The organism is Bacillus cereus group sp. BfR-BA-01330, assembly GCF_022663885.1.
Classification (GTDB): Bacteria; Bacillota; Bacilli; order Bacillales; family Bacillaceae_G; genus Bacillus_A; species Bacillus_A cereus.
Window position 1 is genome coordinate 227,311 of the sequence record NZ_JAKUGK010000001.1, and the last position, 13,991, is coordinate 241,301.

Here is a 13,991-nt window from a genome sequence, read left to right on the forward strand (position 1 = left end):
GAGTGTAAATAAATGAAGGAAGTGAACGAATGAAATTGAAGAACACTCATTTTAAAAAAATGCTTGAGTGGTTCAATAAGAGGAAGAAACTTCGTAATTCATTAATTGTATTGGGAAGTGTATTCGTTATTCTATTTATTGCTGTAAATATAATAATTTCCATTCAAGACATATCTGAATTAAAACAAGCTGTTCCACAACCGACTTTAATTTATGATGCAAATAATGAGGTCGCAACTAAATTAGCTTCTTCGAAAACAGAAGGCGTTAAAAGAAAAGATATTCCTGATATTATGGTTCAGGCAATTGTTGCAGTAGAAGATAAGGAATTTTTTAACCATCATGGTATTTATTATAGTGGAATTATAAGTGCGGTTTTTAAAAATATTACAGCAGGAGAAGTTGTAGCAGGGGGAAGTACAATAACACAACAACTTGCGAAAAATGTATTTCTGACACAAGACCGCACATACTCCCGAAAAATAAAGGAATATTTTTTAACGAAAAAAATAGAGCGCACGTATACGAAAGATGAAATCATTGAAATGTATATGAACCAAATTTATTTTGGTGAAGGTGCTTGGGGTATAAAAAGGGCAGCTAAATCTTATTTTGATAAAGATGTAAAAGATTTATCAATTTCAGAAGCTGCAACGATTGCGGGCTTGATTAAAGCACCATCTGCGTATTCACCTTATAAAAACTTTAACAAGTCAATTGAAAGACGTAATGTCGTATTAAGTTTAATGAAAGAGCAAGGGTATATTTCTGACGAACAGTATAATAAAGAAAAAGAGAGCGGACTTGTGTTAAAACGTGGCGTTGATGATAAATACAAGGGAAAATACTCTCAATATGTAGACTATATTGTTAGAGAGGCGATGGAAAAGTACGAATTAACACAAAATGAAATTTTAGCGGGTGGTTATCGTATTTATACAGAGCTTGACCCGAAAAAACAACAGGCTGTAGAAGACGTTGTGAATAATGATAGTTATTTCAAAGATAGTGGCTCAGACCAACTTATGCAAACGGGTGTAGTTCTTATGAACCCAAAAACAGGTGGTGTACCAGCTCTAGTTGGAGGCAGAGGGCCGTATCAGTTTTTACAGTTTAACCATGCAACCCAATTAAAAAGACAACCTGGCTCAACGTTAAAGCCTTTGGCTGTATATGTACCAGCGTTAGAACAAGGATATGAAGTATACGATATATTAAAAGATGAACCATTTAACATTAAAGAATATAAACCACAAAATAGCGATCATACTTTTCACGGTGATGTGACAATGTATGAAGCTGTGGCAAAGTCGTACAATGTTTCAGCTGTGTGGCTATTAGAACAAATTGGATTAGATAAAGGATTGAAATCTTTAGAGCGATTTGGTATCCCATTAGTGCCAGAAGATCGTACGTATCCGATTGCTTTAGGCGGTATGCATGTGGGGACATCTCCATTTGTAATGGCTCAAGCATACAGTACATTTGCAAATGATGGAGTCCAAGTGGAAGCTCATGCAATTAGGGAGGTACAAAATGCTGAAGGTGAAACGCTTGGAAAGTGGTATAAGAAAGAGACACGAGTGACGAGCGAGAAAATTTCTCAAAAGATGACATATTTATTAAAAGGTGTTGTCGAAAAGGGAACGGGCGAAAAGGCGAAAGTTAATAATGTTGATACGGCAGGGAAGACAGGAACTACTCAAATTGTAAATGGCCCGAGCACCGGTGCAAAGGATTCATGGTTTGTTGGATACACGCCAGATTTGGTAGGTGCGATTTGGGTAGGATATGATAAAACAGATAGCGATCATTATGTTCCGGGTGGTAGTCAAATTACGACGACAATGTTCCGGGATATTATGAAAAAAGCAAACGCAAATCCAGCTCAAAAAGCATTCCAGTTATCGCTCATATCTGAGGCTGATTATAAAAAACAATTGACTACAATAGAAGAGGAAAAACGAAGAAAAGAAGAAGAGAAGAGAAGGAAAGAAGAGGAACAACAACGAAAACAAGAGCAACAAGAGTGGCTTGATAAAGTGAAAGAATGGATTCCTTCATTTTGGTAAAAGAAAGAGGCGAATAAAAAAATTCGCCTCTTTTTTTGTATGAAAACAAAATAAAATTTTAATCGGTAGAGATTTTTGTCTATCTTAATTAGCTATTAATCCATATCCGTTGAGATACATGATATTACTCATTAAGTACAATATTCGTACTGCCAAAGGATTCGGAATCGTATGTGACGATTATTTTGCCTTTACTAATAGGTTCGTAAGGCAATTCTTCTTCGTAATTACCATTATTTTCATTGTGGATAGAAAGTGTAATTTCATCGATTTTTTTATTTGTATACTGATCTTTAATCGTTTCAGCAATTTGGAGTAACGCCTCGGAACTAGAAGCTTTCGTAATAAGCATTCCTTTTATAACTTTTTTTTCATTATTTGTTGCATTGGAATAAGGGATGTTGCTTTGTTTTGTATACAAAAGTTTGTATGGAACAGTTTTTCTCTCTGCTTTTGATATAGTGGAATATTTTAGAGTTAAAAAAAATCCTACACATAAAATAATGCATACCATAAGAGCAAACCAAATGCGTATTAGTGACATAACTCTCATTTTCATCCCTCTTTCATATCTTTGACTTCATTATTTATCATACAAAAAGAGGATTAAGATAGAGTAAATTTGAGGTAAAGAAACGTAAAGAAGGAGCACTTATCCTCCCAAATAAGTGCTCCTTTCTATATAAAGAGAGATTTAACGCACGGTTAAACGATACATATTATTATAAATATATTTTTCAAGTGAAAATTAGTAAATTCGGAATACAGATAGTGTTGCAGTTGTATCGTCCGTGTTTGGAATAGAAATAGTGTTTGCTGTAGGTTGTACAGAAATTGTTGTACCAGCTTGTAAAGTAACGATTGTAGAGAACGATACAGCACTACCGATAACGTTAGTTGAGAAATTACGAGTAGGTGGTTGGCCGTTGAATGAAATACCGAATCCAAACGGTGAAGATCCTGGGAAAGTTGTAGATGCTGAGAAACTAATATCATATACGCCTGTTTCTAAAACTGTTAGAGTATCTGTAGTGTCATTGAAATCGATATTATTTATTTTGAAAACTTGGTTAAATTGGATATTTATTCCAGGTGATATTGTTTGAGCATTGGAGTTTCCGATTGCTGCGATCGTTACAGGAATTGGCGTACCCGCTGGTCCAGTAGCGCCAGTAGCACCCGCCGGTCCTTGGGCGCCTTGAGGCCCTTGAGTACCAGTAGCCCCCGTAGTTCCTCCGCCTAGGCAACCAGATCCATATTGAACTAGAATAGCTTGACCAAGAGCTTGAAGAAGTCTAACAAATTCTGTAAGTTCTGACTTAGAGATGTTAATATGGCTACATGCTCTTACTTCGCAACAATCATTACCATAAAATACTTTTCCTTTCTTTCATAGAATAAATAGTCGTTACTATATATTAAAATGAAATTTAAACTAATTTCGTGATGGACAAACTACTATTTCTCAAAAAATAAGAAGTTTACCTACCTAACACGAACAATAAAAAAGTAGAGAAAAATCTATATGTTTTAAAGAGAATAAATTAGCATAAAAAACTCCCTTTAATTGTTAGAGTTTGCTTAACAATTAAAGGGAGTTCATAGAACAGCATTATCATTTTATAAGTTAATTGCTTCACGATTTACTTTAGGTAAAATCGGAATAGAGATAGTGAAGGTTGTACCGTCTGGAGCACTAGTCATTTTGAGCGTACCGTTATGATTTTGAATGATTTTTTTTGTTACTGACAAGCCTAGTCCTGTTCCCGAATCCTTCGTTGAGAAGAATGGATCAAAGATGTATTCTTGAATAGCTGGAGGAATACCAATTCCGTTATCTGTGAAAGTAATCCGAACGAAGTTATCAAGGCGATAACTAGTAATTTGAATAGAAAGAGGTTTTTCGCCTTGAGCATCGACGGCATTTTGAAATAGATTTAAAAACACTTGAACAAGTTCATGTCGATCAATATTGACTAAAATATCATCTAATTCATTAGAGAAGTTATAATCAATTGAAATATTATGCAAGGAAACTTCACTAGCTAGTAACTGTTGAATATAGTCACGTAAAAATGTATTGATGGGAAACGGTTCTCTTGTAAATTCCCGTGTTTTTGAAATGGCTAAAAATTTTGTAATAATATTATTTGCACGATCTAATTCAGGGATAAGCAAGTTTTTAAATAACTCTTTATTTGATGGAGAAATGCTTTCTTGTAAAAATTGTAAGTATCCTCGTACTGTTGTAAGAGGATTTCGTACTTCGTGTGCAATTCCAGCTGCGATTCGCCCTGCTAACGAAAACTTCTCTGCATCACGTTCTGTATTTAAATAATGAAAGACACTAATAACTCTAAAAATCTCCCCGTTATAATCACGAATAATTCGGTTATTTATAATGCCATAGTTTTTGTCTAAAACTTCTTCATTATATATTTCTGTTCCCGTTTTTAATGTTTCAATCGCTTTAATTTTTTCTTCCGGCAAGTTTAGTAATTGTTGAATCGGTTTTCCGATAATATCATTTCGTATTACACCGAAATCATCTGCAGCAACTTGATTACATAAAGTAATATTCCCTTTATTATCGATAAAGGTTACATGATGTGAAAAGGCATCAAAAATATGTACAAAGTGTTTTTCGAGTTGTTCAAATAAAAATAATGAATCACAAGTAAGTTGAAAATGAGCCTCTTTATTCTCTTTTGGTATTTCTTGAATGGAATGGGTTGTTCTAGTTTTCTTTATTCGTAAACCAATATGTGGATTTTTGTATGTGAAATGATGTGGTAATTGATTCACAAGTTCTTCATAAAAACGTACTTTGTTTTCTAGTTCTTCAATTCGTTTTTCATGAGATACAGTAGCATCGTTTGGAAGCATAAATAAATAACCCCTCATTTTAAAAATTCTTCCATATAGTATATCATATTTTTATAAGGATACTCTTAAAGAAAAGGCTACATGATGCAAAGTGTTTGGAAAGTGAATAGAAGATGAAGTTAAAAAGGGAGGGGTATATGTGCTGTTTATTGGAGTGACAGGATGGGGAGATCATGATTCTTTATACATAAATCCCTATGAAAATAGAAATAAATTACGAACATACAGCGAGTATTTTCCTATAGTAGAAGTGGATAGCTCATTTTATGCGATGCAACCTGCACGAAACTATACAAAATGGGCAATGGAAACACCGAAAGATTTTTCTTTTATCGTAAAAGCATATCAAGGAATGACAGGACATATGAAAGGTGAAATTCCTTTTTCTACGTTCGATGAGATGTTTGATGTATATAAACAATCTATTCTTCCTTTAATTGAAGCTGGTAAATTAAAAACGATTTTATTTCAATATCCACCATGGTTTGATTGTAAAAAGAAAAATGTAGATTTTCTTCGATATACGAAAGAAAAAATGGAAGGTTTACCATGTGCAATAGAATTTCGAAATCAAACATGGTTTTATCCAGAAATGAGAGATAGGACGTTACAGTTTCTAGAACAAGAGAAATGGATTCATACAATTTGTGATGAACCACAGGCTGGGATAGGTTCTGTGCCACTCGTGTTAGAGGTTACGAATTCAGACATGGCATTAATACGTTTTCACGGTCGAAATGTTCATGGTTGGCTTGATAAAGGGGAAAACTGGAGAGCGGTTCGCTGTTTATATCGCTACAACAATAAAGAACTGGAAGAATGGGTTGAACGATTAGAGCAATTAAAAAAGAAAACAAAGGATATATACGTACTGTTTAACAACAATTCAGGTGGGGATGCAGCAGATAATGCGAAACAGCTTATGAAAATGATGAACATTACATATGGTGAGCCGAAGCCGGAGCAATTAAATTTTTTTGAATGATAATAAACAAGAAAGGCACTGTACAAACAGGGGGAATGTACAGTGCCTTTCTATATGAAAAAGAGGGGTAACAATGTTACTGAGCGTTTGGTTGATTCATCAATTGTTGGCTTCATAATAAATGATAATGGTTATCATTATCATTGTCAATGGTTTTTCTAAAAATATATAAAAAACTTTGTATATTTTAAATAGAGATAAAAAAAGAACAGCATTAATGCTGTTCTTTTCCGTTGACGAATTGTTGTAAATCAAAAGGAGTTATCGCCTGGATAAATTCTTTTGAGATAAGTGTTTGAACGAGAGTGCTCTCAGAGATAGAAGCACCTGTTTTCTTTTCATAAGCTTGTTTTAATAAATCAAGTTTTTCAGCCGTTTCTTTTGGTAATTCAATTGTAAGTGTGTTCATAATTTCTCCCCCTTATTATTAGAGTACCACTACAGTATAGGAGAGACAAGAAAAGAGAATATGAAATATAAAAAAGGTTACCAAATTTTTAAATGGTAACCTTTTTTATGTATAAGAGTTATTAAGCAATACCGATATACTTTAAAGTTTTTGATGGAGTACTGTGATCAAAGAAGTGTTGTAAAAATGCAATATCAACACCTGATTTGTATGCACAATAACCCCAAGTTTTTCGAAGTGTATGTGAGCTAATCCCTTCTAATCCAACTTCTTTTGCAGCTTTGTTTAAAATGTACCATGCATGTTGTCTCGTAATAGATTTTGTTCCTTTTTGAGATTTTAACAATGGTTCATTACGTTTCCAAGTTTTACGTTCTTTCATGTAGTCTTCGATTGCGTGCTGTAAGTCTTCATTTACAGCAAACCATTTATGTTTCTTTACTTTTTCATTGTAAAATAAAATGGAATGGCGAACATTTTCATTTTCATCGATTACATCACTAACTTTTAATTGTAAGATTTCACTTACTTTTAAGCCAGAATTTACAGCTAATACGAATAATAAGCCATCACGTTTCGAAGATTGTAAAAGTATATTTTTGATAGTTTCTAATTGTTTTTCATTTTGAATAGGTTGTCCTGCTTGTTTCATTTCACGCACTCTCCTCTTTTATATGTGTAAAGGAAAGGATTAACTTGTTTCTTACTATAAAGGGAGAGTGTGAATTTCATGTGAACTCCTAGTGAAATTAAGACAAATTATTTGACTTCTTTTACTTTTTGTAAATTGAAATAGAATACAACACTGTTAGTCGTATTATACACACCGTATTCGGCATGATGGAGGTCTAAAATGTTTTTTACAATAGATAATCCGAGACCGGTACCTCCAGTGTGACGGCTACGTGATGCATCTAGACGATAGAAGCGATCCCAAATTTTTTCAAGACTTTCTTCAGGGATAGGGTTTCCTGTATTCTCGATTTCGACTTTTACGGTATCTTCTGCTTCTATAATGGAGACTTGTATTTTTTCTCCCTCTGGCGTATAACGGATTGCATTACTTAGTAAGTTCACAACTACTTGCTCAATGCGACTGCGATTTGCTTTAACAAGTATAGAAGGGTCTGCATCGATGTTCACTTGTAAATGTTTTTCTTCCATGCTAAATAATAATTTTGTGTAGACTTGTTGCGTTAATTCACCGATTGAGAACGTCGTCATATCTAGTTTGTAAGTACCAGATTCCAACTTTGCTAATTCTAACATTTCAACAATCAGCCTGTTCATATTTTCTGTTTCTTCTAAAATAACATCAGTATAATACGAAGTATCCTTACTAACACCATCTTTAATTCCTTCTGCAAAACTTCTAATTACACTTAGCGGTGTTTTTAATTCGTGTGATACGCCAGAAATGAATTCTTTTCTTGTTTTTTCTAATTGACGTTCACGTTCAATATCTTGTTGTAACTTTGTATTAGCAACATTTAATCGATCGATTCGATCTTTTAAATTTACAGATAATGTATTGATACTGCCAGAAAGCCCGCCAATTTCATCGTCAGCTGTAACAGGTAATTTCTCGCTGAAATCAAAATTAGCCATTTTTTTTGTAACACGATTTATTTTAATTAATGGCTTAACAATGATTTTTGAGTAGTAGAAGGATAACAAAATAATTACGAGAAACACGATGATTAAGGCATAGACATAATAATCTTTTAAAACGAGCATCGCTTCATTAACAGGCTGCAAAGATGCTATCGCAAAAGCGTATTCTGTAATCCTTCCATTTTCTATAATCGGTTTTACAAAGATACTATTTTTTATATTTTCTCCGCCATCTAATATGAAAGTACTTAATTGGTTCGAGTTAGAAGTTCCCTCTCTAATCATATCTGCAAAATATTGAACGGCTTGTAATGTTTCAATATCATTTGCAAGACGAACCTCCGCTTTGGATGGGAGCTGTAACTTAGTTATAACACCTGTAAAGACGATTCGAGTTGTAGATTTGTATCGGCTTGCAAGTCTGTTCTTAGAAGGGTTACCATTAATTGACTGAAAATCCGAATAGAAATGTTCGTTCTGCCATTGATTATAATTCGTTCCTAATTTTTGTGGTGTGATTATATTATTCTCTTGTACGACTCCATCAACATTGATTATTACATCTTTTTTTAAACCTAAATTTTCGAATTTATTATATTCTTCTGGTGTTAAAAGATTGTTGAGTGGAATGGAATACTGTTTATTATTGTTGGGATTAAATACATCGATATAGTAATTGTTATCACTTTTAATAATACCGTTAGAATCCAAAAACTGCATATCGGCATTTGTTTTATCATGAAATTCTTGTTTTAGTTTTCTAACCTGCTCATAACTTTTATCACTTTTATCATAATTATCTACGAATTTTTCAAAAGCAGTTTGGACTGTTTTTACTTTCTTATTAATATAAAATTTCTCTAAAAATAGAGATTGTCCTAGGAAAAAAAGTAGGAATATGATTGTAAATAAAGTGGATGTTAATAAAAATAGTTTAAAGACAATACTTCTGTTTTTCACTGCGTCACCTCTTATGAGAAATACTGTAAATGATTTCTTTATCCCGTTAAATCCGATTGGTTCAACAAATAATCAGTGGGGGATGGAAAAAACCTCCACTGATTAAAGTTTCACTTCATTATAACAAACGTTACAAGAAAGTAGAGGGGAGAAATCTGTCTCTTTATAAAGTAGTTATTTATAAAAAGTCACATAAAAAGAACTCGCCAGACGTATGACAAGTTCTTTAGTGTATTATTGTTGAATTGCTGCATCTAAAGCGATTTCAATCATTTCGTTAAATGTAGTTTGACGCTCTTCAGATGTTGTTTCTTCGCCAGTGAAGATGTGATCGCTAACTGTTAATACAGATAATGCATTTACACCGTATTTCGCTGCTAATGTGTAAAGAGCAGTTGTTTCCATTTCTACTGCTAATACACCGTAATCTCCAAGTTTTTTAACTATGTCCATGCTTTCACGATAAAACACATCTGCTGTTAAAACGTTACCGACACGAACGTGTAATCCTTTTTCAGTTCCAGCATCATAAGCTTTCTTTAAAAGGTCAAAGTTTGCAGCTGGTGCAAAATCAAATCCTGGGAATGTTAAACGGTTCATATTAGAATCAGTACAAGCCGTCATTGCGATAATAACATCACGAACTTTTACATCTTTTTGAATTGCACCGCAAGTTCCAACGCGAATTAAATTTTTAACTCCGTAGCTTTGGATTAATTCGTTTACATAAATAGAAATAGAAGGAACACCCATACCTGTACCTTGAACAGATACACGTTTTCCTTTATAAGTTCCAGTGAAACCTAACATACCACGCACATTATTATAGCAAGTAACGTCCTCTAGAAATGTTTCAGCGATATATTTTGCACGTAATGGATCACCAGGTAATAGAATAGATTCAGCGATTTCGCCTTGTTTTGCTTCGATATGTACACTCATAAAAAAGTCCTCCTTATAATGTATTGATAGAAATCAATATCATTTGCATTATACACTACGAATCCTTTCAATTAAAATCTTTTTATTATTTGTAATATGTGCAAAATAGGAGGATTTCATAAATCATAATCTAGAATATATATCTTAAGAAGTTTTGTATGAATAGAGACAATAGAAATGGTAGGTGATGTTTTGAAAAATCTTGTCATTGGGCTTATTGCGTTAGTACTTATTGTGGCAGGAGGATTTTACATAAAAAAATATCAAGAAAACGAAGAGACTGTAGGAGATGTTCAGGAAGTAAAGTGGGATGTTTCAAATGGAAAGGGAAATGAGAAAGTAGATATTGTATTTCAGTTGTTAAACAACAAGAATAATGAAATTCGTGGTGTAAATGATCAAATGCGGGCAGTGATTGTAGATGGACAGTTAAAAAACATACAACAAATTAAACCCACATTTGCAGGGAACGGGTCATATAAGTTATCTTCCAAAATAGCAAAAGACGAAGAATATACAATATTTTTATACGAAGACAAAAATAAGTCCGTAGAGTCATTCGCTAGGAAGAATTTTGGTAGAACGAAAGAGGAGAACAATAAGAAAAAAGTGAAATTTCCAATCGACAGTGTACTTACAAAAAAAATAGGAGAGTATGAAGTTTCTCTTTTATTTGGCGCATTACATCCGAATGAACCAGTTACGTTAACATTTCAGTTTCAAGCGAAAAAGGGTGAAAAATTGAAATTGCATTCAGAGAGAGGAGAAGTAGAGTCACTCTATATAGTGGATGAAACGAAGGAGAATTTTTTATACGCTATGCCTGTAGATACGGATGAGCAATTACAATACCGAATTACATTTCCTGCCGAGGGCACGTATAAAATGTGGGGGAATTTCTATATAAATGGTAAGAAGTATGAAAAAGAATTTATTGTACAAGTTCAAAAAAGAAAAAACAGCTAAGAATTTAGCTGTTTTTTCTTTTTCCTATTAATTTTGTTACAGAGAGCATTGTAATTGGTAAAGAATGATTCTTCCTAAATGCTAAATATTTACCGCTCCATGCTGGTTTATATTTTTCTTTAAAATGTCGTAATCCGCTGAAACTATACGTATAACGAACGTTATTAAAGATTGCAGCAGCCACTCGTTCAGACCAGAAAGACTGTGTGGATAAACCAACATTTGAAAGTGGTGCCATACCGATATTAAAGGAGTGGTATTCATTTTCTTTTGCCCACTGGAATAAGTGGATGAAAATTGCGTCCATAATGCCGCTAGGCGCATCTGGATAATATCGCATTAAATCGACAGATAATGATCCGTTTTGATATACAGGCATGAATGTTGTGAATGCAATAATTTTTCCATCCGCATCAGATAATGTTGCGATAGGAGCGCGACTAATATATTCACGATCGAAGTATCCGAGTGAAAAACCTTTCTCTTTTTTTCCACCAAGCCATGCATCTGAAACTTTTCTTAACTCTTCATATAATTCGTCGGATAAAGGTGGCTCATGAATAGAGAATGTATAGCCTTCTCTTTCAAAACGGTTGAAAGTAGCTCGCATGCCAGCGCGTTTCTTTCCTGTTATTGTAAAGGTATTTAAATCAACAACAGCTTCTTCACCCAGCTTAAAGAAGTTATAACCAAAATCGTGGTATAAACTCATCCATTTACTTTCAATTTGATAGAATACACAAATGTATCCAAATCGATCAGCCTCAGCTAAAAACTCTTGCAATACAGTACGATAGGAGGAAGGGTCCCCAATTGGATCACCCAGTACAATAAGTCGTTTTCCAGTTATTGAGAAGAGAATGAGTGCTTTTCCATCACTACTGAAAAAGAACTGTTTATCTCCTAAAAAACCTAAATGACTAAGTACATTTCCACCATGTTCATCTAAGAAGTTTTGTAATCGTTTATCATTAGCTGGTTGCCCGGGAAATTCATTTCGATAACGATTTGCAATGAGTGAACCAATTAGTAAAAAAGTAGGAACAAAAAAGGCAGCTGCTAATGCACTTCGTTTTACTTGTGTAATATTACGAACGACAAAATCAGGTTTGAAAGCTTCTTTTGCACCTGCAAATAAAATACCTAAGTTTTTATATAAATATAACGTTACAAGTAGGAATATAAAAACTTTTACGATATCGGAAAGTGAGACTTCCATTTTCTCACGTACAAACCTTTTACGAAGCATATACAATACAGCGAGTACGATTAATAAAATAAAAGTTTCTTCAACATCAATTCCTTTTAGTGTGTTAAAAATAGCCGCTCCAATTAAAGAAACAATCGTCATATAATAAGAACGTTTTGTTCCGTAATATATCCCCCGCGAAAGAATGAGGAGGAGAATACCGAATGTTAGCGATAAGCTAAAAGAAAATTGAATAAGATGTTTTGGAGCTAGAATATGTAAGGCGTGTGCCCGATTTATACTTGTCGGTAGAATGGTTGATAAAATAACCATTAAGCCAGCAAATACTGTTAAAGCAGCAGATGCCCAAGAACCTAACTTTCCTAGAAAGTCACGCTGCAAAGTCCATATAACACCAGTTGTCTCTAATGCAGGCGCAATAAAAGGTTTATCTTCAAACTTTTTAATGGCTACTCCTGTCATTTCAAAAGCTGCAAAAATGAGACCAAGGCAGAAGGGCAAGATGTAATAGACGAGACGATATAATAACATAGCAGGGAGTAAAACACCTGTATCGATGCCGTATTGCCCAAGCCCAGTTAAGAAGACAAGATCAAATGATCCAAGGCCACCAGGAACAAGACTAACGACACCAGCTAAAGCAGCAATAACATATACGCCTAAAAACTTTTGGAATTCGATTTCAATGCCAAATAATAGTAATATGACGTACATAACAATACCAGCAGATACCCATTCGACTAATGAAACTAATGAGTATAAAACAGTTGGGTTTTTCTCCTCTTCTTCTTGTTCCTCTGTTTGCGTCGCTTTTCTATTTTTTAATTTAGAAAATCCGATATATATAGGGACGAAAAGAGCGAAGAAGATAAGAACAGGCCATAGCCATGGTTTTTCATGCAAAATAAATCTCGTGTCTAATATTCCGATAAGACCAAGAAATGAAAGAATGGCTAATCCATTAATAAAGGCAGTTGTCATCCAAGCGATACTTTTAATAAGTTTTCCATTTTCTTTTATATATGGACGATAAAGCATTGTGCGTACGCCGGCTCCAACAAGACCACCAAACCCGATAAATCCATTTAAAGTATTAGCAATCCACGAGATACGGAAAATCTTTTGGACAGGAATATCAGCTTTTAAGTAACGAAGCATAACATAGTCATAAAAGAACATTGTTGATACAGCGAATGCACCAAGTGTAATTGCTAAAAAGACTCCTCCAGTTGGAATGTTTTTAATTGTATCAATCGCTTCTAAAAAAGAAATGCCCGCTAATTCTTTTTTTGCTTGAAAGAATACAATTGTTAATACAACAAATGGGAAGATAATTTTCCCGATTTGTAAGAAACGTTTCCATGAAAACGACATAAATACAACTCTCCTTGTATAAGAAAACTGAGACAATAATATTATTATGACAAACTTCAAGAAAAATAAAAAGGTAATTTCCTGTATAGGGGAGCTATTTTTTATATAGGTATATTTAAAAGAATATTTCGTTTATCGGAAAATTAAGTTAGAATAAGGTGAAAGAAGGGTGAGGGGGAGTATATGATTATAAAAGGTTACGTAGGATATGAGTTAGAAAAAGAGAAACCTAATACATCAGAAGATTTTTTTAACAGATCTGAAGTGACATATATATTAAATGGTAAAGAGAAAACTTTTTCGGTTTTATACGTTCGATATTTTGAAGAAGTTTTACAAGAAATTACTCCTTTTGAAGGAAATCCAGTGTATAAAGTAGAAGAACAAAACATATATTTGCGCGATATTGTAGCGACATGTTGTTTAATGAAAGATAAGGAGCTTCGTGCGCAAAAACGTTTGTATTTAAATAATATGGAAGAATTTCAACAATATTTTGATGAGGGAACGGTGTCGAAAGTACAAGAAATATTGGCTGAATTACATAAAAATAAAAGAGTAGAAATAGCGTGA

The 13,991-nt window shown here is 33.7% G+C and carries 11 protein-coding genes and 1 pseudogene; 4 read left to right on the forward strand and 8 right to left on the reverse strand.

Features of this window, described 5'->3' with window-relative positions:
• The first annotated feature begins 29 nt into the window (after positions 1 to 29).
• Positions 30 to 2,072 carry a transglycosylase domain-containing protein gene (locus tag MR112_RS01255; protein WP_226369077.1) on the forward strand — a complete coding sequence of 681 codons (2,043 nt, stop codon included), beginning with the start codon at positions 30 to 32 and terminating at the stop codon, positions 2,070 to 2,072.
• Between the two features lie 124 nt (positions 2,073 to 2,196).
• On the opposite strand, the gene MR112_RS01260 is transcribed toward MR112_RS01255, so the two are convergent.
• From MR112_RS01260 to MR112_RS01270, 3 genes and pseudogenes are all read right to left on the reverse strand, one after another.
• Complete coding sequence (locus MR112_RS01260) at positions 2,197 to 2,625, reverse strand: hypothetical protein (protein ID WP_001265569.1); 429 nt, start codon at positions 2,623 to 2,625, stop codon at positions 2,197 to 2,199.
• A gap of 195 nt (positions 2,626 to 2,820) precedes the next feature.
• Positions 2,821 to 3,459 (reverse strand): annotated as a pseudogene (locus tag MR112_RS01265) (Gly-Xaa-Xaa repeat protein); the annotation flags it as partial.
• 233 nt (positions 3,460 to 3,692) lie between these two features.
• Complete coding sequence (locus MR112_RS01270) at positions 3,693 to 4,958, reverse strand: ATP-binding protein (protein ID WP_146718785.1); 1,266 nt, start codon at positions 4,956 to 4,958, stop codon at positions 3,693 to 3,695.
• 139 nt (positions 4,959 to 5,097) lie between these two features.
• Between MR112_RS01270 and MR112_RS01275 the strand changes: the two genes are divergently transcribed.
• Positions 5,098 to 5,943 carry a DUF72 domain-containing protein gene (locus tag MR112_RS01275; RefSeq protein WP_000897361.1) on the forward strand — a complete coding sequence of 282 codons (846 nt, stop codon included), beginning with the start codon at positions 5,098 to 5,100 and terminating at the stop codon, positions 5,941 to 5,943.
• A gap of 214 nt (positions 5,944 to 6,157) precedes the next feature.
• On the opposite strand, the gene MR112_RS01280 is transcribed toward MR112_RS01275, so the two are convergent.
• The 4 genes from MR112_RS01280 to deoD all read right to left on the reverse strand — a co-directional run bounded on the left by MR112_RS01280 (position 6,158) and on the right by deoD (position 9,868).
• On the reverse strand, positions 6,158 to 6,352 hold the full coding sequence (locus tag MR112_RS01280; protein ID WP_001094860.1) for a DUF3924 domain-containing protein: 195 nt from the start codon (positions 6,350 to 6,352) through the stop codon (positions 6,158 to 6,160).
• 121 nt (positions 6,353 to 6,473) lie between these two features.
• The gene (locus tag MR112_RS01285; protein ID WP_000806236.1) at positions 6,474 to 7,004 is read right to left on the reverse strand and encodes a tyrosine-type recombinase/integrase; all 531 of its coding nucleotides are present in this window, start codon (positions 7,002 to 7,004) and stop codon (positions 6,474 to 6,476) included.
• Between the two features lie 107 nt (positions 7,005 to 7,111).
• Positions 7,112 to 8,926, reverse strand: coding sequence for a sensor histidine kinase (locus tag MR112_RS01290; RefSeq protein WP_000797516.1), 1,815 nt, complete (start codon positions 8,924 to 8,926; stop codon positions 7,112 to 7,114).
• A gap of 234 nt (positions 8,927 to 9,160) precedes the next feature.
• Positions 9,161 to 9,868, reverse strand: a complete 708-nt coding sequence (gene deoD / locus MR112_RS01295; RefSeq protein ID WP_000110703.1) for a purine-nucleoside phosphorylase — start codon at positions 9,866 to 9,868, stop codon at positions 9,161 to 9,163.
• Positions 9,869 to 10,045: 177 nt separating this feature from the next.
• Here deoD and MR112_RS01300 point away from each other — a divergent pair, with 177 nt between their 5' ends.
• Positions 10,046 to 10,834, forward strand: coding sequence for a hypothetical protein (locus MR112_RS01300; RefSeq protein ID WP_000232610.1), 789 nt, complete (start codon positions 10,046 to 10,048; stop codon positions 10,832 to 10,834).
• A gap of 4 nt (positions 10,835 to 10,838) precedes the next feature.
• Here the strand turns inward: MR112_RS01300 and mprF are convergent, their stop codons facing one another.
• The gene (gene mprF / locus MR112_RS01305) at positions 10,839 to 13,418 is read right to left on the reverse strand and encodes a bifunctional lysylphosphatidylglycerol flippase/synthetase MprF (RefSeq protein ID WP_226369078.1); all 2,580 of its coding nucleotides are present in this window, start codon (positions 13,416 to 13,418) and stop codon (positions 10,839 to 10,841) included.
• 183 nt (positions 13,419 to 13,601) lie between these two features.
• Here mprF and MR112_RS01310 point away from each other — a divergent pair, with 183 nt between their 5' ends.
• Positions 13,602 to 13,991, forward strand: a complete 390-nt coding sequence (locus MR112_RS01310; RefSeq protein WP_242244729.1) for a hypothetical protein — start codon at positions 13,602 to 13,604, stop codon at positions 13,989 to 13,991.

Bases quoted from the DNA above. Each gene is read 5' to 3' on its own strand.
- MR112_RS01255 (WP_226369077.1), top strand. From the start codon at position 30: ATGAAATTGAAGAACACTCATTTTAAAAAAATGCTTGAGTGGTTCAAT.
- MR112_RS01260 (WP_001265569.1), bottom strand. From the start codon at position 2,625: ATGAGAGTTATGTCACTAATACGCATTTGGTTTGCTCTTATGGTATGC.
- MR112_RS01270 (WP_146718785.1), bottom strand. From the start codon at position 4,958: ATGCTTCCAAACGATGCTACTGTATCTCATGAAAAACGAATTGAAGAA.
- MR112_RS01280 (WP_001094860.1), bottom strand. From the start codon at position 6,352: ATGAACACACTTACAATTGAATTACCAAAAGAAACGGCTGAAAAACTT.
- MR112_RS01285 (WP_000806236.1), bottom strand. From the start codon at position 7,004: ATGAAACAAGCAGGACAACCTATTCAAAATGAAAAACAATTAGAAACT.
- deoD (WP_000110703.1), bottom strand. From the start codon at position 9,868: ATGAGTGTACATATCGAAGCAAAACAAGGCGAAATCGCTGAATCTATT.
- MR112_RS01300 (WP_000232610.1), top strand. From the start codon at position 10,046: ATGGTAGGTGATGTTTTGAAAAATCTTGTCATTGGGCTTATTGCGTTA.
- mprF (WP_226369078.1), bottom strand. From the start codon at position 13,418: ATGTCGTTTTCATGGAAACGTTTCTTACAAATCGGGAAAATTATCTTC.
- MR112_RS01310 (WP_242244729.1), top strand. From the start codon at position 13,602: ATGATTATAAAAGGTTACGTAGGATATGAGTTAGAAAAAGAGAAACCT.